At 43.3% G+C, this 18,859-nt stretch carries 18 protein-coding genes and 1 tRNA gene; 12 read left to right on the top strand and 7 right to left on the bottom strand.

Translation table 11 applies throughout. The annotated features are described in order from the left end of the window. Position 1 precedes the first annotated feature (1 nt). On the bottom strand, positions 2-652 hold the full coding sequence (locus tag L1286_RS10230; RefSeq protein WP_235406846.1) for an OmpW/AlkL family protein: 651 nt from the start codon (positions 650-652) through the stop codon (positions 2-4). 290 nt (positions 653-942) lie between these two features. On the opposite strand from L1286_RS10230, the gene dapE reads away from it, so the two are divergent. After that, positions 943-2,115 (top strand): succinyl-diaminopimelate desuccinylase, encoded by a 1,173-nt coding sequence (gene dapE / locus L1286_RS10225; RefSeq protein WP_235407045.1) that lies wholly within the window; start codon positions 943-945, stop codon positions 2,113-2,115. A 50-nt stretch (positions 2,116-2,165) separates the two neighbouring features. On the opposite strand, the gene L1286_RS10220 is transcribed toward dapE, so the two are convergent. Genes L1286_RS10220 through L1286_RS10210 form a run of 3 tightly spaced genes read right to left on the bottom strand, consistent with a single transcriptional unit; the run spans position 2,166 to position 4,917 of the window. Further along, entirely contained in the window at positions 2,166-2,717 is a 552-nt protein-coding gene (locus L1286_RS10220; RefSeq protein ID WP_235406845.1) for a hypothetical protein, read from the bottom strand. Further along, on the bottom strand, positions 2,714-3,907 hold the full coding sequence (locus L1286_RS10215) for a peptidylprolyl isomerase (protein WP_235406843.1): 1,194 nt from the start codon (positions 3,905-3,907) through the stop codon (positions 2,714-2,716). Before L1286_RS10215 ends, L1286_RS10220 begins: the two co-directional genes overlap by 4 nt. Then, complete coding sequence (locus L1286_RS10210) at positions 3,907-4,917, bottom strand: phospholipase (RefSeq protein ID WP_235406842.1); 1,011 nt, start codon at positions 4,915-4,917, stop codon at positions 3,907-3,909. The genes L1286_RS10215 and L1286_RS10210 overlap by 1 nt, the downstream gene beginning before the upstream one ends. 183 nt (positions 4,918-5,100) lie before the next feature. Here L1286_RS10210 and L1286_RS10205 point away from each other — a divergent pair, with 183 nt between their 5' ends. Both L1286_RS10205 and L1286_RS10200 read left to right on the top strand, forming a co-directional pair. After that, on the top strand, positions 5,101-5,919 hold the full coding sequence (locus L1286_RS10205; RefSeq protein WP_235406840.1) for a MipA/OmpV family protein: 819 nt from the start codon (positions 5,101-5,103) through the stop codon (positions 5,917-5,919). Continuing rightward, complete coding sequence (locus tag L1286_RS10200) at positions 5,909-6,301, top strand: DUF3019 domain-containing protein (protein WP_235406839.1); 393 nt, start codon at positions 5,909-5,911, stop codon at positions 6,299-6,301. Before L1286_RS10205 ends, L1286_RS10200 begins: the two co-directional genes overlap by 11 nt. Before the next feature lie 57 nt (positions 6,302-6,358). Here L1286_RS10200 and L1286_RS10195 read toward each other — a convergent pair whose 3' ends face one another. The 3 genes from L1286_RS10195 to L1286_RS10185 all read right to left on the bottom strand — a co-directional run bounded on the left by L1286_RS10195 (position 6,359) and on the right by L1286_RS10185 (position 8,434). Then, positions 6,359-6,865, bottom strand: a complete 507-nt coding sequence (locus L1286_RS10195) for a hypothetical protein (RefSeq protein ID WP_235406838.1) — start codon at positions 6,863-6,865, stop codon at positions 6,359-6,361. Positions 6,866-6,930: 65 nt separating this feature from the next. Beyond that, positions 6,931-7,404 (bottom strand): globin, encoded by a 474-nt coding sequence (locus L1286_RS10190; RefSeq protein WP_235406837.1) that lies wholly within the window; start codon positions 7,402-7,404, stop codon positions 6,931-6,933. Between the two features lie 244 nt (positions 7,405-7,648). After that, entirely contained in the window at positions 7,649-8,434 is a 786-nt protein-coding gene (locus L1286_RS10185; protein WP_442961705.1) for a delta-class carbonic anhydrase, read from the bottom strand. A 203-nt stretch (positions 8,435-8,637) separates the two neighbouring features. Here L1286_RS10185 and L1286_RS10180 point away from each other — a divergent pair. The 9 genes from L1286_RS10180 to nlpI all read left to right on the top strand — a co-directional run bounded on the left by L1286_RS10180 (position 8,638) and on the right by nlpI (position 18,859). Next, positions 8,638-8,714 (top strand) — tRNA-Met (locus L1286_RS10180). A 259-nt stretch (positions 8,715-8,973) separates the two neighbouring features. Beyond that, positions 8,974-9,429: a ribosome maturation factor RimP gene (gene rimP / locus L1286_RS10175; protein ID WP_063355430.1), complete on the top strand. Its 456-nt coding sequence runs from the start codon at positions 8,974-8,976 to the stop codon at positions 9,427-9,429. A 39-nt stretch (positions 9,430-9,468) separates the two neighbouring features. Beyond that, positions 9,469-10,968, top strand: coding sequence for a transcription termination factor NusA (nusA, locus tag L1286_RS10170; protein WP_235406836.1), 1,500 nt, complete (start codon positions 9,469-9,471; stop codon positions 10,966-10,968). A gap of 26 nt (positions 10,969-10,994) precedes the next feature. Further along, positions 10,995-13,676 carry a translation initiation factor IF-2 gene (gene infB, locus L1286_RS10165; RefSeq protein WP_235406835.1) on the top strand — a complete coding sequence of 894 codons (2,682 nt, stop codon included), beginning with the start codon at positions 10,995-10,997 and terminating at the stop codon, positions 13,674-13,676. A 107-nt stretch (positions 13,677-13,783) separates the two neighbouring features. Beyond that, entirely contained in the window at positions 13,784-14,188 is a 405-nt protein-coding gene (gene rbfA, locus L1286_RS10160) for a 30S ribosome-binding factor RbfA (RefSeq protein WP_235406833.1), read from the top strand. Continuing rightward, the gene (gene truB / locus L1286_RS10155; protein ID WP_235406832.1) at positions 14,188-15,123 is read left to right on the top strand and encodes a tRNA pseudouridine(55) synthase TruB; all 936 of its coding nucleotides are present in this window, start codon (positions 14,188-14,190) and stop codon (positions 15,121-15,123) included. Before rbfA ends, truB begins: the two co-directional genes overlap by 1 nt. A gap of 103 nt (positions 15,124-15,226) precedes the next feature. Next, on the top strand, positions 15,227-15,496 hold the full coding sequence (rpsO, locus tag L1286_RS10150) for a 30S ribosomal protein S15 (protein ID WP_063355435.1): 270 nt from the start codon (positions 15,227-15,229) through the stop codon (positions 15,494-15,496). Between the two features lie 244 nt (positions 15,497-15,740). Beyond that, entirely contained in the window at positions 15,741-17,870 is a 2,130-nt protein-coding gene (gene pnp, locus L1286_RS10145) for a polyribonucleotide nucleotidyltransferase (RefSeq protein ID WP_235406830.1), read from the top strand. A 107-nt stretch (positions 17,871-17,977) separates the two neighbouring features. Further along, positions 17,978-18,859 (top strand): lipoprotein NlpI, encoded by an 882-nt coding sequence (gene nlpI, locus L1286_RS10140; protein ID WP_268832248.1) that lies wholly within the window; start codon positions 17,978-17,980, stop codon positions 18,857-18,859.

The following is an 18,859-nucleotide window of genomic DNA, read 5'->3' as shown; positions in this document are numbered from 1 at the left end:
CTTAGAACTTGTATTTCGCACCAATCATTGCAACAAAAGGGTCTATTTCCACATCTGAAGTTAGTGCTTGAACACCGTTAGCATATACCGTCGCATCGGTATCAATGTCCATTTTAGAAACCATGACATGCAGACCCCACTTGTCATTAATTTCGTAGTTAAAGCCCATTTGTAGTGCCAAACCAAAAGAGCTATCTAATTCAACTTTGACATCGTCAGTCTGTAAAGTCTGCTTCAAGGCCGCGCTAGCTTCTTCATCGAAAAACACCGTATAGTTTAAGCCGACACCTACGAAGGGGCGAAACTTAGAGCCTGCATCAAAAAAGTGATATTGTGCAAGTAACGTAGGTGGTAGGTGCTTAACCTCAGCGATGTCGTTTCCAGCTAAACCGCCTTGACCTTCAACTGTGTGAGAAAAAGGTGTTGCAGCAATAAGTTCAAATACAATGTTGTCGTTGTATTGGTAGTCAAAGGTAATACCTAACTGTGTATCTGAATCAGCCGATAGGCCCAGTGTTGTATTCTCTTTGATAGCCGAAGCTGAATCAATCGGGTTTACGTGGATAGCACCTACATTAACGCTCAATTGAGCTTGTGCAAGTGGCGCAGTTACTAGCAGGGTTGAAAGTAATGCAGTTGTCAATTTATTCATATTCATCTCCTGAACCTATGCGAGGTAAATCTCTCTGATGTGTTCATAATAAGGTGAATGGCAGTTTAAAAAGCTGTCCTAGATCAACTTTAAATGGTCAGTTTTCAGAAATTTCTGAAAGTTTGATTTGGATTAAGTTTTTCCTTTTTTGCAAGTAAAAATGACGGTGTATTGTGTGATTAATATGCTTTGGCAAGCCCATCAAAGTAATAAAATTGCAATGAGTTAGACATTAACCAGACATGTTTACCTCGTTTAATGAAGTAAAACTGGCTGATTGGCACATTGTTATGTCTCACCCACTTCATACTCCCAAGACTGTCGATCCTTCCACGGCAGATATATTGCAATACTTGATACAAGCACGTTCAATTACACCAAATGATGCGGGAACGTTGTGCTTTCTCGCTGCGCAGTTAATAGAATTGGACTTTGTTGTTGAGCAGTTGGATTGCAACGGGGTGAAAAACTTGATTGCAAGACGTGAATTTGGTGATGGACCGACCTTAGCTTACTCTGGCCATGTTGATGTGGTTCCCGCGCAGCCTGCGGGGTGGGTGGTCGACCCATTTTCAGGCCAAATTATAGATGGGGTTATTTATGGTCGCGGTGCTGCTGATATGAAAGGGTCGATAGCGGCAATGCTGACTGCAACTAGGCAACTGTGCGCGAAGGACAAACCGGGTGTAGGCACGTTTTATTGGCTTATTACTTCGGACGAAGAGGGAGAAGCGGAGTATGGGTCGTTAGAAATAGCACGGTATTTAAGACAACGAGGTGTTAAATTAGACGCGTGTTTAGTCGGAGAGCCGACGTCAAATAAATTGGTCGGTGACACGATTAAAAATGGGCGAAGAGGCGCCATTTCTGGCCGTATAACAATCAGTGGTAAAGCGGGGCATGTTGCTTACCCAGAAAAAGCAATCAATGCGGCGCATATTGCGGGAGAACTTGTCACACAATTGGCTCGATTGCAGTGGCAAAAAGATGTTCCTGGCTCTCAGACTACACTGCAAATTACAGGTATTTCTGTGCCAAACATTGTTGACAATTTAGTCCCTGCGAGTTGCGAGATAACCTTTAATATTCGTTATAGCCATGCATATAAAAGTCATGAAATCTGTGCTGAAGTCGCTTCATTGACGAACCAAAGCAAATATTCTGCGCAGCTACAGTGGGAGCGCCCGTGCGAGTCTTTTTACACTGGTAGCAAGACGAAAAGGTGTTTTTTATCTCTCGTTGAGCATGCTATTTCTAAACAACGAGGTCATTTCCCTTCGTTGAGTACTGCCGGCGGTACGTCGGATGGGCGCTTTTTTGCAAGTGCTGATACCCAAGTGATCGAGTGTGGTGTTAAAAATGACTCGATACATCAGGTGAATGAACATGTATCTCTCGCTGATCTTGAAATTATTGAAGGTATATATACCACTATTCTTCGTGACTTCTTTGGTGTGCAGTGAGCATCAAGCGGAGTAATGATGTGTACATCGACCTAGTACACATCATTGTCTCAATTTTGCGCGTTTAATTCCTTTTCGAGATGTTGTTGCATTACTTGCAGTGCTGCAATTTTCTCTTTTGCCTCATTGAGTTGGGACTGTGGAAGACCCGCATTTATGCCTTTTTGCAATAGTTGGGATAGCCTTTGAACTTTTTTGTCGACCGCAGCAATATAGTCTCTTTTTAGGCCATGCTCTTGATCCAAAAGAAACTCATTATAGGCTTCATGATCGTCCAAATCTCCATCATATACTGGTTGTGAAGGTGTCTCTTCTTTGCTAGCAATCGGGGGGATATATACGCTCTCTTGCGGACGCGGTGTAGGAAGTTGGGTCGGTTCTATGCGCACACCATTATTCTTTTGCGGGTGAGACTCTGATTGTGGCGTTAAATCAATTGCAGCGTGTGAAGGGGTGGAAGGGAATTTCATCGCTTGTGGTGACGCCTCGTTGGCTAGCACGTTGTCCTTATGCGTGTTGGTGGTGGCATTTGCCAACCACCAAACGAGCGACAAAATACAGCCGGTTAAAATAAAACACAGGATCAATTTGAATTGATTCATAAAATCACCCCCTGTGTTTTTTGCCAAGTTTTAAACAGCTTTTCATAGGCGGTAGCGGCTTTTTTCCTGGTTAGTGACAGTGACGCTCGATAGCGAACCGTTTCACTATTTGGCGCGTGGAATTTGAATTTTGGTTGCTCAGTATACACAATCGCCCACTGGCCATTCGGCATTCGAATTGGACGAGAAACTTGACCCACTTTGCTACTAAAGGCGAATTGAGCAAGCCAGCTTTTTGCATGTTGTCGGGTAATTTTTATTGGCATTTGTAATTTATCTGAGCCAGAAAATTGATTGTATAGGCCATTTTTCTCCATGGTTGACTTCATAGAGCTCTGATTGGCCTGAGTAAATATCGTCTCCGCTTGCTTTTGATCTGCAAATACGAGCGCGATTGCCAAGAGGTTGTCGAGGTATTTAAAATCCTGTTTGTTGCTGCTGTAAAAGTGTTTTATCTCCTTTGTGGTCAAAGAATCCTTGATCGCTTCAACATAGCCACTGCGCTCCCCATGCAGTTCATCGATAACGCCTAAATATGTTTGCATTGGGGGACGAAGCAGTTCACCAAGCGCTAACAACTCTAGCCTGTCTGCGTCAAGTTTATGTTTGCCAAGCTCACTGCTTATAAGTTTTGTCAGTATGTGAAAATGGACGTATTCATTCACAGCAACTTGCAGTTGTTTTACATCACCATTGTGTAGTGCAAATCGCCCTTGCATGGATTGATCGTAAACAACATCACCTAGGGTTAGACGAGGAGATTTAACCAATTCAACCCCAAACCACTGCTGCAGTTGCGTATCACTGTACTGCCCAGAGTTTGGGTATGGTCCCAGCGCCGATATGAGTTTATCTGAACTCCAATCTAAAGTGATCCCTTGCATTTGCTGTTTTGCGTGATGGGGAAACTTATGCTTGAGCATAGCAAGTAAGTACCGTCGAACATGGTACTGATTGCTAAACCCAACAGCGGAATGTCGCTTGAGTATAGGGAGTGCTCTCGACTGTGCTTGCGAAATTAAAAATTGATTCTCTAGCAGTCTTTTTTTCAGCTGTTTTTTAGAAATATCTCTGTCTTGTGCTTGGTAAAGGGAGTACATCAAGTCCAGTTCAGGTTTTGATATGTGGTTTAAAACGGCGAAACAGGGCAGGCTAACAAAGCCTGCCAAGAAAAATATAATACAACGCATTAGCGAGCAACCATTGCGTGATTAAGTAAATGTACCACCATTGCTATGGCATTTGGGATGACCTGTTTGGCTGTATTTAGTCTATCGTGATGATCTTTTGAATTCAGCACAATACCGCCTTGTGAATAAGAAAACGCGCCCCCCTGTGTTAGTAATGGGCGAATGTCTGTTTCATTTGACTGAATCGGCGAGAAATTTTGCATCGCCTGAGAAACTAGGCTCATATCATTGAGGCTTTCTCTGTCATAATAATCCTTGACCCATGATTCCCAATCCGCGTGGTTCAAGTCTGATGTTGTCCATGTATGATGTGGCTGTAATAAGTCAGTGGTATGAAACACAAAGCCCAAGACTTGTGGGTTGCCCGTTTGCAAATAGCTTTGATACCAATATTGGCCTAGATTGTCGATTGGCTGAAATGGCATTTCTTCAAAGTCGTCGTACATGTTGTAGTTTGAGTGACTATCGATACGGTAGTTTTTTTCAGTAATACCATAGGTATTGTATTCGCTGTCATCGGCGCTAAACCAGCCGGTTTCGCCGCCTGGACCATCATCTAAATAATCGCCTTTGAGCCAAGTTGCTGCCATATTATCAACCGTGCCCCATACGGTTAGTTTGTCGTAATTGTATCCGCCAAAGTCGTTACCATGCTGGTCTGCACCTTGAGTATGGTTTTGAAAGTGCCAGTAGCTTGTGTATTTAACGATGCTCTTAGCGACGCCCCAAACGGGAGCCTGTACGCAATCACCTGTAATAGCACCGCAAAAGAAAGTGTCTTCAAAATCGTCAACATCATAAGCCGCTTGACCCATTAATTCGCCAAGCTGGGCAACGGTCATTCCTTTAGACTGTGCAAAACTTTGTAACTTATTAAACTCTGTTGTATTTGGGTTTTGTGCCATATAATTAACGGCATCAATGACGATGCGTTTATGCGTTTCTTGACTAAATGCATGCGCATTCCCAGCACTCAATGTAAGTGCAGATAGAAAAAGGATTTTTTTCATTATTTCCTCGATTTGAATATTTACTCGATTGTGAGAAGACGCATTTAAAAGTTTTTTTGTGACAAAATAATGTGAAAATTGTTAATTTTTAAGTCGCAAAATGTTTTCTTGTTGGATGAGAACTGCTCAGGTATGATCTGGGACTGAATATAGGCACAAGTGCTGCGATAAAGATAAAAAACAATGAAAAGAATATCATATTTAATCTTTGCTGCGTGTTTAGTCATCATGGGGAGAGCGGATGCCGAACCTTGGTATGATGAAGACGATTTTGACTGGCAATTAAGCTTGGGTGCGTTTTATGTTAATACAAAACTACCCTCGCTAATTGGTGCAAAACATGAGTTTTCTTCATTGGCTCCACTTATAGACGCAAAGCTGCGATACAAAAACTTTTACTTAAACACACATTCGGGTGACTTCTTTGGTGGTTCAGATTTGGGTTATCAATTAGTTCAACGAGATGGATGGGGGTTGGATGTTATTTTCGGTAACTATCAAATCCCATTCTCTGAAAATGGTTATTACTCTAACGATGATAAAGTCAAAGAATTAGAGGGTATTAAAGAACGTAAAGTGGATCAATCAATTGGGTTTGCATACTACCAGAATGTTGGTGAGTATTTAGCTGTTGTTGAATTGGTCTATGATGTTTTTGGTGAGTCTGATGGGTGGGTTTTTCACATTGAAGCGACCCGTAACTTTGAGCTGCGCAATTGGGATTTGTGGTTAAACTTTGGCGCAAATTACTACTCACAAAACTTTAATGACTATTTTTACGGTGTAGATCCTTCTGAAGTGAATGATTACTTGTATGGTTTCACTGCTGGCGACGGCGCAACTGCGTTTGTGCAAACGCAATTAAATTATCCCATTGCACAAGACTGGGTATATAGCGCAGGGCTGTCCGTGTTGGTTGGATCAGGCGGGGTGAAAAGTAGCCCGCTCGTTGAATCCAACTACGCACGCGTCGTCTTTACTGGAGTGAAATATGTATTTTAGACTCACTCAGGTAATGTTAATGTTCTTTATCTTGACGCCGTTAGGTGTATCAGCAAAAGAACAGCGTAAAGGAATACTGAACGCAACACCAAGCAAATGTGTTGCGCTAAACCAAGGACGTACCTGCTATGCTGACGTAGTATTTGAAATCTCAGCACCACAAGCAGGGGATTACTGCCTTAGAGAGAGTGAGTCGAAGCGTATTCTTCAGTGTTGGGCAAATACAGCAAGCTTTGCCTATACATTGAGTTTTGGTTCGGCGGAAAGTGTTAGTTATGAGCTTATTTCAAAAGCACAGAGTGATACGCTAGCGGTAACAACGATTGAAGTCAATTGGGTGCACAAGGTGCGTGCAAAGAAACGTCGTTGGAGACTCTTTTAGAAAATTTTGACACAATCAGACGCTCGGTATTAGCCGCCGAGCATCTCTGCAAATCGATTAATTACATTGTTCAATCAAACCACGTAAATGTGTGCCGATATCTTCTGTTTTGGTCTGCCCTTGTTCGAGCAACACACTAAACTGACTTTGCAGCTCGCCTAAATCATATGTTTCAAGCATAGTTTTGAGGTAGGTGACGGTTTCTGCCCCCGCCTTCAATAGTTCAGGAATGGTCTCCAGGCTGATCTCCTGATCGCCCAAATTGGCAATTGAATTTGCAAGTTCCGCGACGCTTGCGCTGTCTTGTAATGCTCCCTCAACTTCTACGAGTGCACCCATTGGATCACCATCCAGTTTACCTACGACACATCCAGCCAGAGATCCTGCCTCTGCACTTCTGCTCATCGCTTCGAGACCTTGCTCACGAATTTGCTCGATCACAGCCTGCAGCTCTTGGTTTTCAGCTAAATATTGCGCCTCAATTTGGGCCTTTGAGTCTTCAAATACATCACATCCAGTGGTAAGTACTGCGCTAAGGCCCATAATAATTGCGATACGTTTCATAAACTCACCTAAAATAACCTAATTTAGGGCCAGTCTAAAGCTTCCCATTATGAATGTCACCTCGATTAGGAGTGGTGCACTTGATGTTTTTGTCGAAATTGGTCGAGATAAACGACATTTGTCATACCGAACAATTCAGACTTTAAAACATTCGCGACAATGTGGAGTGCGCGCTTCCAAGCATTTCTCACAGCAAGGGTAAACTGTTTTCCCAAATGCACTTTAAGTGTGTCTAAGAAGCAATTGCACAGGATTTTTATGTCACATACCGAGGGCCGTAGAGTTTTAACCGATGCGATATTGTCTACGATGTACTGGCACAACTCTTTTTGATTTGCAATGCGCAACAAGCTCTGCTGAATAAACGCTCTGAGTTGATATTCAATCGCGAGAATTTGATGCTCAGCTTCTGGGACGCGCATTGACATAGGATGCATCTTTAATCGATGATTAAAGCTGACGCAAAAGCAGTGAAAATTCGGCTTTATAGTCGCAAATGATTGACTTAGCAGTTGGTATTGATAAGGTGAAATACTCATAATCGCTCCAATACGATTAGAGCGGATCCGTGCTCAAGTTTAAATCAAATCTGTTTCGTCATAATCCTCAATGGTACAACTAACAAAACGTAAAAAACTTGGGTAATTGATTTCGCTCTATTGTTTTGTTTAGATAAACACTATGAGCGAGCTTTGAGTATAGGCTGGATTATTTTGCTATTGCAAATCAAACAACAAATATTAACGGCAGCGTCTGATTGACGCTGCATAGGCATAGAAACAGTTATTTTATCGGAGACAATAACTTAGGGTCTGTAACCAATTGTCTGACACCATGTGCATGATCTTCTTCAAATACGTTATCTTCACACCATTTTGCGAGGCTGTTGATGTCAATTTTGGCGCAAGCAGGGCGAACACTCCATGTGACTTGTAATGGAGAGCATTGTTTATCATTGTAACTAGGACCTGTTGTTGAACCTAAAAATTCGACGGGTTTCCCTGTATTATTTGGAATATGTTTTGGCTGGTGGTAACCATTGACGATATTCCCGTTATAGGATAGGTCATTAAAGTCCAGTGCATCTTCATCATTGACCACAAGAAACACTTGCGTTTCGACACGTAAATCTGGATTTGCGCATTGCGCATTTAGACAAGCACCAAGGCCTTTTCCTGGTTTGACATCACAAGAACTATGCACCCAATGTACTTCGATCGTGTCGCCAGGCTTCACATTTTTACATACCTTCCCTTTAGGTGCTTTTAACTCAGCTGGGGTAAGGTCAGCTGTCGCATTGCATTGGTATCCACCATATTTACCTTCTCCTGCGAATACGGAGAAGTCCTTCGCTTTGTGCTCTGCATTTTTATGGAAGTGAATATTACATAAGTTCATTTCCGAAGAGGGCGGAGCCAAGCTGAATACCCTTTTATTTTCTCCGTGTAAATTATCAATATCACGTGGAGTTTGAGGCCCAGCACTGGTACAAGTGTTTGCAAGTGTTGCACTACTCATTAATACCGATGATATCGCTGTCAACACCATCTGGACTGTCTTCTTTTTCATATAAGCTGCTCTTGATTGTAAGAAAACTGAAGTATATATGGATCCTGAATGGGTACAAGGTTGCAATGTTAATGATTGTTAAAGCCTTTTTAGGTTGTCAGTGAGGTGAAGAAGGGTTTTGTTTTTATCTAGTTTGAGGTTGCGTATTAATGGAACAATCTCTATAATACTCGCCAATTGAGCAGTGTAGCACTGCATATGGACGCGGGATGGAGCAGCCTGGTAGCTCGTCGGGCTCATAACCCGAAGGTCGTCGGTTCAAATCCGGCTCCCGCAACCAATGTAAGAAATCGCTGAATTTCTTAAGGTCGCGCATTCTTTGTAATGCGCGTTTTGCGTTTAAGCGCAAGCTTAATTTAGGCTGGTACAGCCCGCAACCAAGCTCGGCCTTTGGCCACACAGTTTGTTTTTGGTGTGACGCCCCGCTTGGTTCGGGGCGTTGTTGTGTCTGGTGCTAGATAATAGCAAGGTAGGCCCAAGAGCGAACAGCTGAATTGATGGGGCTATATGCCCTTTTTTTGTTTGTATGGAGGTAATTTGTGTCAAAACTCGAGCAAGATTTAACCGTTATGCTAGAGCCGGCTGTTGAAGCCTGTGGATATGAGCTGCGCGGTCTAGAGTTTGTGCAAGCTGGTCGTCATTCTACACTGAGGGTGTATATTGAGCACGAGAATGGCATTAATGTTGATGATTGCGCGGAAGTGAGTCGTCAAGTCAGTGCTATTTTGGATGTAGAAGATCCCATTACAAATGAATATAACTTAGAAGTGTCTTCACCAGGTGTGGATAGACCATTATTCAAACAAGCTCATTATGAGGAAGCGCAAGGTGAAGAAGTACGATTACGTACTAAGCTTCCACAAGATGGTCGCCGTAATTTTAAGGGTGACTTAGTAGCAGTTAATGGCGACATGATCACGCTAACGGTCGATGGGCTGGAGCATCACATAATGCTTAGCAACGTCGAAAGAGCTAATATCATCGCCAAATTTTAAGATTGAGTGCGAAGGACCAGGGCAAGCGAGGCAAAACCTATGGCAAAAGAGATCTTGTTGGTTGCAGAAGCTGTATCCAATGAAAAAGCAGTCCCAAGAGAGAAAATTTTTGAAGCGTTAGAGTTCGCACTGGCGACTGCAACAAAGAAAAAGCATGATGGCGAAATTGAAGTACGTGTTTCTATCGATAGAAAAACGGGCGAATATGATACATTCCGCCGTTGGCAGGTTGCGGAACCATTAGAAGATGGTTCACTTGAAAACCCATATTCTGAAATCACCATCGAAGCTGCACAGGTTGAAGAACCTGATTTACAACTGGGTGATTATGTTGAAGAACAAATTGAATCCATTCAATTTGACCGTATTACCACACAAATGGCCAAGCAGGTAATCGTACAAAAAGTACGTGAAGCCGAAAGAGCACTTGTTGTTGATGCGTACAAAGATCAGCAGGGTGAATTAGTAACTGGTGTGGTGAAGAAAGCGTCACGTGACACTGTCGTTATCGATCTAGGTAATAATGCAGAAGCGGTTATTTATCGTGAAGATATGTTACCGCGTGAGAGCTTCAGACCAGGCGATCGCGTGCGCGGTTTGCTATATGAAGTAAAACCAGAGGCCCGTGGTGCACAATTGTTTGTGACTCGCTCTAAGCCTGAAATGCTCATGGAGCTATTCAGAATCGAAGTGCCAGAAATTGGCGAAGAGATGATTGAGCTAAAAGGCGCTGCACGTGATCCTGGTTCTCGTGCAAAAATCGCGGTTAAATCTAACGACAAACGTATCGACCCAGTTGGTGCGTGTGTTGGTATGCGTGGTGCTCGTGTGCAAGCCGTTTCAACAGAACTAGGCGGAGAGCGCGTTGATATAGTATTATATGACGACAACCCTGCACAATTCGTTATCAACGCGATGGCACCTGCAGAGGTTGCTTCAATTGTGATGGATGAAGATTCACGCACAATGGAGATTGCTGTAGAGGCGGACAACTTAGCGCAGGCTATTGGTCGTAATGGTCAAAACGTTCGACTAGCAAGTCAATTGACGGGCTGGGAATTAAATGTAATGACCGTTGAAGACATGGAGCGTAAAAACGCAGAAGAGTCTGACAAACTAATTAGTTTATTCACGGACAACTTGGATATTGATGACGACTTTGCACAGTTCTTGATCAATGAAGGCTTCTCTACGCTTGAAGAAGTCGCTTATGTACCTGTTGCTGAATTCTTAGAAATTCAAGGTCTGGATGAAGAGACAGTAGAAGAGCTGCGTAAGCGGGCCAAAGATGCCTTAACAACTAAAGCGTTGCGTGACGAAGAGTCTTTAGAAGGTGCTGAGCCTGCACAAGACTTACTCGACTTAGAAGGTCTTGATCGTCATTTAGCGTTTGTGATGGCGAGTAGAGGCGTAATCACCCTAGAAGATTTAGCAGAGCAAGGTATCGACGAATTAGTTGAGATCACTGAATTATCTGAACAGCAAGCGGGCGACTTCATTATGGCTGCTCGTAATATTTGCTGGTTTAGTGAAGAGTAGTTTATTAACAGGAGGTAACGCATAATATGGCAGACGTGAGCATAGAGAAACTAGCCGAGAACATTGGTACAACTGTTGATAAATTACTACAGCAGTTGACAGATGCAGGGATCTCCAAAGCCAAAGGCGATCAGGTCAGCGAATCTGAAAAAGCCCAGTTGCTTGATCATTTGAGCAAGCAACATGGTGGTACAGGTTCTGATGGCCCTGAACGTATGACTCTTCAGCGTAAAAGCAAGAGCACCTTAAGTGTTACTGGTTCTACTGGTAAAGCTAAATCGGTTCAGGTAGAAGTACGTAAAAAGCGCACTTACGTTAAAAAGAGCGCAATCGAGCAGCAAAAAGAGCAAGAACGCTTAGCTGCAGAGGAAGCTGCGCGCAAAGAAGCAGAATTGAAAGCTCAACAAGAAGCTGAGCAAAAAGCGAAAGAAGAAGCTGAACGCAATGCCCAACAGGAAGCAGAGCGAAAAGCCAAAGAGGAAGCTGAGCGCAAAGCTAAAGAAGAAGCCAAACGTAAAGCAGAAGCAGAACGTCAAGCGAAAGAACAGCAGAGTAAAGAAGTGGATAGCGCCCAACAAGAGCAAGAGAAAATCGAAGCAGAACGTCTTCGTACAGAAGCAGAAGCAGCGGCCTTAAAGAAAGCTGAAGAAGAAGCAAATCGTCAAGCTGAAGAAGCTCGCCGTCTAGCAGAAGAAAATGAAGCACGATGGAAAGCTGAAGAGGAAGAGCGTAAACGTCGCGAAGCTTCAGCTGACCATCATATGACAACTTCTACATTCGCACGTGAAGCAGAAGACGAGTCTGATGCACGTGAAGAAAAAAGTGCACGTCGTAAGAAGAAGAAGAAACCGCAAGCTAAAGAGACAAGCACTCAACAGCCACGTGGTAGAAAAGGCAAGCTGAAAGCACCTACGTCACTTCAGCACGGCTTCCAAAAGCCAGCTGCAGAAGTTAAGCAAGAAGTGCGTATCAGTGAAACAATTACCGTATCTGAGCTTGCGTCTCGCATGGCTGTGAAAGGTGCTGAAGTTGTCAAAACACTGATGAAGCTTGGTGAAATGGTAACAATCAACCAAGTTATTGACCAAGAGACTGCACAATACGTAGCAGAGGAAATGGGTCATAAGGTTATCATTGTTAAAGAAAATGAGCTTGAAGAAAAAGTACTAAGTGATCGTGGCGATACTGACGAAAGTGTTGGTCCTCGTGCTCCGGTTGTTACAGTAATGGGTCACGTTGACCACGGTAAAACGTCAACCCTAGACTATATTCGTAAAGCAAAAGTTGCTGACGGTGAAGCAGGTGGTATTACACAGCATATTGGTGCATACCACGTTGAAACTGACGGTAACATGATCACTTTCCTTGATACACCAGGACACGCGGCGTTCACGTCGATGCGTGCGCGTGGTGCAAAAGCAACAGATATTGTTGTACTTGTTGTTGCCGCTGATGATGGTGTAATGCCTCAGACTAAAGAAGCTGTACAACACGCCAAAGCTGCAGAAGTACCGCTTATTATCGCAGTTAACAAAATGGATAAAGAGGGTATTGACCCTGATCGCGTTAAAAACGAACTTGCTCAATTGGATGTTATTCCAGAAGAGTGGGGTGGTGACACGCAGTTTGTTCATATTTCTGCGAAAACAGGTCTTGGTATTGATGATTTACTTGAAGCCATTCTGATGCAAGCTGAGCTATTAGAGCTGACTGCACCAGAGAAAGGTATGGCTCAGGGTGTGGTCATTGAATCTCGTTTAGATAAAGGTCGTGGTCCAGTGGCAACTGTACTAGTACAGGCTGGTACGCTTGAGCAAGGTAACATTGTGCTTTGTGGTCTTGAGTACGGTCGTGTACGTGCGATGAGAGACGAAAATGGTAAAGAAATCACAGAAGCTGGTCCATCTATTCCAGTAGAGATTTTAGGTCTTTCTGGTGTACCTGCAGCTGGTGATGAAGCAACGGTCGTAAAAGATGAGCGTAAAGCACGTGAAGTTGCTCTTTACCGTCAAGGCAAATTCCGTGAAGTGAAGCTTGCTCGTCAGCAGAAAGCAAAACTTGAGAACATGTTCACAAACATGACCGAAGGCGATATCTCTGAGGTTAATGTTGTTCTTAAAGCAGACGTACAAGGTTCAATCGAAGCGATTTCTGATTCACTAACGAAACTATCAACAGACGAAGTTAAAGTTAAGATCGTCGGTAGTGGTGTTGGTGGTATTACAGAAACAGATGCAACACTAGCTGCGGCTTCAAACGCAATCATTGTAGGCTTCAACGTTCGTGCAGATGCGTCAGCACGTAAAGTAATCGAAGCTGAAAACTTAGATCTTCGTTACTACAGCGTAATCTATGATTTGATTGAAGAAGTTAAACAAGCAATGGCAGGTATGCTTGCACCAGAATTCAAGCAAGAGATCATTGGTCTTGCTGAAGTTCGTGACGTGTTCAAGTCACCTAAGATTGGTGCTGTTGCTGGTTGTATGGTAACTGAAGGTATCGTTAAACGTAGCGCTCCTATCCGTGTACTTCGCGAAAACGTTGTTATCTACGAAGGTGAACTTGAATCACTTCGTCGCTTTAAAGATGACGTTCAAGAAGTGCGTGCTGGTATGGAATGTGGTATCGGTGTTAAGAACTACAACGACGTTAAAGTTGGCGATCAGATTGAGGTCTTTGAAACTGTTGAAGTACAGCGTTCACTGTAATTCTAACAGGGTTTAAACCTTGAAATGGGGGCAATTGCCCCCATTTGTGTTTGTGTTTTTTAGATTTTTATAACATAAAAATCAATAGCTTATTAAAAGTGGTGACAATGAGAGAATTTTCTCGTACCGATAGAGTTGCACAGCAAATACAAAAAGAAATTGCTGTGATTTTACAGCGTGAGATAAAAGACCCGAGATTGGGTATGGTGACAGTATCGGCTGTTGAAGTGTCACGTGATTTATCTTATGCGAAAGTGTTTGTTACTGTTCTAAACAGTAAGAGTGAAGATGATACGAAACAAAATCTAGCTATTTTGAATGACGCGACGGGCTATATACGCTCTTTGCTGGGTAAACGAATTCGTGCTCGTATCATGCCTGAACTGAGGTTTGTACTAGACAACTCGTTAATGGAAGGTATGCGCATTTCAAACTTAGTAGATGAAGTGATCCGTACTGACAAAGAAAAACGCGGTGATGACGCTAACTCAGCAGAGGATGGTGACGAGTAATGGCGCGTCGTAGTAAAGGCCGTCCAGTGGATGGTATTGTGCTATTACACAAGCCGCAAGGCATATCCTCGAATAAAGCTTTGCAACAGGCTAAAGGCATATACTTTGCTCAAAAAGCGGGCCATACCGGCGCATTAGATCCTTTGGCAACGGGTATGCTACCAATTTGCTTTGGTGAGGCGACTAAGTTTACTCAGTTTTTATTGGACACGGATAAAACCTATGTTGTGCGTGCACAGTTAGGTGAGAGAACAACGACGTCTGATTCAGATGGTGAGATTGTGCAAACCCGACCTGTAGACATTACACGGTCTCAACTAGAGCAAGCCGTTGCGGCTTTTCATGGTGAGTCAGATCAGTACCCATCTATGTACTCAGCATTGAAGTATCAAGGTCAACCATTGTATAAATATGCTCGCGAAGGTATTGAAGTGCCTCGTAAATGCAGAAAAATCAATGTGTATAGCATCACCCTTGATGAATATGACGCCAACAGTCAGCAGATACAAATGACTGTGCATGTTTCAAAGGGCACTTATATTCGCACCATCGTTGACGATTTGGGTGAAAAGCTCGGCTGTGGCGCGCACGTAATTATGCTTCACCGCAGTGAGGTAGGACACTATCCGTCAGACAAGATGGTCACCATCGAACAGTTGGAAGCAAAGTTGCAGCAAGCAAAAGATGAAGGGCTAGAACCTTCTGTTTACCTTGATGAACTCTTGTTACCAATGGACACGGCCTTAGTTGATTTACCAACCATTACTTTAACCAAAGAGCAGGGTATTGCATTTAGCCATGGTCAGACGGTTGTGGTTGGTGAGGTACCAGAGGGCGTGATCAAAGTGATGGCTGAAGAGACTTTCATTGGTATAGGTGAGCGTAACAAGCACGGACACCTAAAAGCCAAACGCGCATTATCGAGCGCACAATAGTTTTGTCAGCGGCGTTAAATACTGATACAATGCCGCCGCTTTGTCGCTTTGGCTGAATTAGTGATCGGCTGAAGCATTAAATTTATGTAATTTGGAGTTTATTATGTCACTAAGTAACAAAGAAAAAGCAGAAATCGTAGCTAAATTTGCACGTGTAGAAGGCGACACTGGTTCACCTGAAGTACAAGTTGCACTACTTACTGCAGATATCAACAAACTACAAGGCCACTTTGCTGACCACAAGCACGATTTCCACTCTCGTCGCGGTCTACTACGTAAAGTTAGCCAACGCCGTAAACTTCTTGACTACCTTAAAGGTAAGAACGTTGAGCGTTACGCTGCGTTGATCAAAGAGCTTGGCCTACGTCGCTAAGAATTTGATGAATTGTTGGATTTTTATCCGACAATAAAAAAGGGGCGAATTCGCCCCTTTTTTTGTGCGTGTACTAGCAGTATACTTACCCTCGTTCTAGCATTGTGCTAGGCAAACGCCGATACTTCTGCCAATTGTAGTGCTTAAGTAGATCTATAAGAGTACCAACGTTTTTTGGTTGTTCTATTTAAGACTGTAATTGGTTGTTGTTGGCGTTTTAATATATTTATTAAGGAATATTTTTGTGCAAGCAATAATTAAAGAATTCCAACTTGGTCAACATACAGTGACTTTGGAAACAGGTGCAATCGCGCGTCAGGCTGACGGTGCGGTTTTAGCAAGCATCGGTGACACATCAGTACTAGTGACTGTTGTTGGTAAGCGTGAAGCAACGCCTGGTCAGGACTTCTTCCCTCTAACGGTTAACTACCAAGAAAAAATGTACGCAGCGGGTCGTATCCCAGGTGGTTTCTTGAAGCGTGAAGGTCGTCCTTCTGATTCAGAAACACTGACAGCGCGTCTAATTGACCGTCCAATTCGTCCACTATTCCCAGACGGTTTCGTGAACGAAGTTCAAGTAATCGCGACAGTTGTTTCTTCAGATCCTGAAATTCAGCCTGATATGGTTGCGTTGATCGGTACTTCTGCAGCACTAGCTATTTCAGGCGTACCATTCAATGGTCCAATCGGTGCCGCGCGTGTTGGTTACATCAATGGTCAATACGTACTTAATCCGACTGTAACGGAATTAGCTGAAAGTAAGCTAGACCTTGTAGTCGCTGGTACTGAAAATGCAGTACTGATGGTTGAATCAGAAGCTGAAATCTTAACTGAAGAAGAGATGTTAGGTGCTGTTGTATACGGCCATGACCAATCTCAAGCTATCATCAACGCAATTGAAGAGTTCAAGGCTGAAGCTGGTAAACCGGCTTGGGAATGGACTGCGCCTGAGAAAAACGTTGCACTAGCAGACAAAGTAGCTGCAATTGCAGAAGAAAAAGTTGGTACGGCTTACCGTATTACTGACAAAGTAGCTCGTAAAGAGTCTCTATCTGAAGCAAAAGCAGAAGTAATTGAAAAACTAACTGCTGAGCTTGCTGAAGACGAAGCGCTAGACGAGCAAGAAGTGGGTAAGCTATTCAGCTCTTTAGAGAAGAAAATTGTTCGTGGTCGCATCATTGCTGGTGAGAAACGTATAGATGGTCGTGAACCAGATATGGTTCGTGCTCTAGATGTGATGACAGGTGTACTTCCGCGTACTCACGGTTCATCAATCTTCACGCGTGGTGAAACTCAGGCATTAGTAACTGCTACTTTAGGTACTGAACGTGACGCACAGATGATGGATGACCTAGTTGGTACTCATAAGCACCACTTCATGCTTCACTATAACTTCCCTCCATTCTGTGTAGGTGAAACAGGTTTCATCGGTTCTCCAAAGCGTCGTGAAATCGGCCACGGTAACCTTGCAAAGCGTGGTGTTCAAGCTGTAATGCCAAGCTTAGAAGAATTCCCTTATTCAGTACGAGTTGTATCTGAAATCACTGAGTCAAATGGTTCATCATCAATGGCATCTGTATGTGGTACTTCTCTTGCTCTGATGGACGCAGGTGTGCCTGTTAAAGCTTCTGTTGCTGGTATCGCAATGGGTCTAGTTAAAGAAGGCGAAGAATTCGTTGTTCTTTCTGACATTCTTGGTGACGAAGATCACCTAGGTGACATGGACTTTAAAGTTGCGGGTAGTAGCGCTGGTGTCACTGCACTTCAAATGGATATCAAGATTGAAGGTATCACGAAAGAAATCATGCAGATCGCACTACGCCAAGCGAAAGCTGCACGTATGCACATTCTTAGTGTAATGGACCAAGCAATTGCAGCGCCTTCACAAGAGCTATCTGAGTTCGCGCCACGCATTTACACAATGAACATTCCACCGAAGAAGATTGCAGATGTAATCGGTAAAGGTGGTGCAACAATCCGTCAGCTAACAGAAGAGACTGATACAACTATCGAAATCGAAGATGACGGTACAGTTAAGATTGCTGCAACGAATGGTAATAGTGCAAAAGAAGCAATTTCACGCATCGAAGCACTGACAGCTGAACTAGAAGTTGGCACAATCTACAACGGTAAAGTTGCTCGTATCGTTGACTTCGGTGCATTTGTGAATGTACTTCCAGGTAAAGATGGCCTAGTCCACATTTCTCAAATCAGCAAAGAGCGCGTTAACAATGTTTCTGATCACCTTAAAGTTGGTCAAGAAGTTAAAGTTAAAGTACTTGAAGTTGACCGCCAAGGTCGTGTTCGCCTGAGCATCAAAGAAGCGCTAGAGCCTTCTGAGCCAGCTGCTGAGCAAGCACCTAAAGGTGAGTAATAATTTGTAAAGAAACAACATGTTTCGTTAAAAGGGGCTGAATGGCCCCTTTTTTTGTGTTTTAATGGCCCTAGACACGTACTTTCTAGCCCAATGAGGGACATATCTTGAGATTTTTACTAATACCTTTGCTAGGACTAAGCTTAATGGGCTGTCAGAGTACACAGCAACAGGTAACCCAATCAGTACTGCCAATTCCTTTTACTGAGCCATTACAAGCGGATCCCCGCACGCAAATTGAAATTGCGAGATACAGTGAACTGTTAAATAGCCAAGAGATCACCCGTGCTCAACGAGCTGAGTTGTACCATATACGGGGCAAGCTTTACGATAGCTTAGGTCAAGCTCAACTTGCACAAATTGACTTCAATCGTGCGCTTAAACTGCAGCCTGACATGGCTGAGGCATATAATTTCTTAGGCATACATCATACTTTGAGACAAGAATTTAGCGAGGCTTATGAACGCTTTGACTCGGTCTTAGAGCTAGATGATAGCTATGATTACGCTTATTTAAATCGAGGTATCGCGCTTTACTACGGCAGTCGTCCAGAGCTCGCAGTAGACGATTTTAAGCGCTTTTTAGATAACGCTCCTGAAGATGCTTACCGCGTGATGTGGTTGTATATTGCAGAGTCTGCAGTCGACCCTGTGGCAGCACAAGCGTCACTTCTAAAAAACAGTGCAGCATTAAAAAAAGATATTTGGTCAACGCAGTTGGTACAGTTATATTTGAACGAATTAGATGAAACACAGTTTCTAACGCAAGTATCCAAAGGTGTTCAATCTCAAAAGGAGTACGCCGAGCGCCTCTGTGAAGCTTATTTTTACATAGCCAAGCGATACCGAGCAAAAGGTAACAATCTCAAAGCTGCTGAGTTCTTTAGATTGACACTGGCCACGAATGTCTATGAGTTTGTTGAACACAAATATGCACGTTTGGAACTTAGGTTAATTAGGGAAGAGCTATTGGCCATATCATCTAGCTAA

This window comes from Pseudoalteromonas sp. SMS1, assembly GCF_021530565.1.
Classification (GTDB): Bacteria; Pseudomonadota; Gammaproteobacteria; order Enterobacterales; family Alteromonadaceae; genus Pseudoalteromonas.
This window is presented reverse-complemented; position numbering and strand designations above follow the sequence as displayed.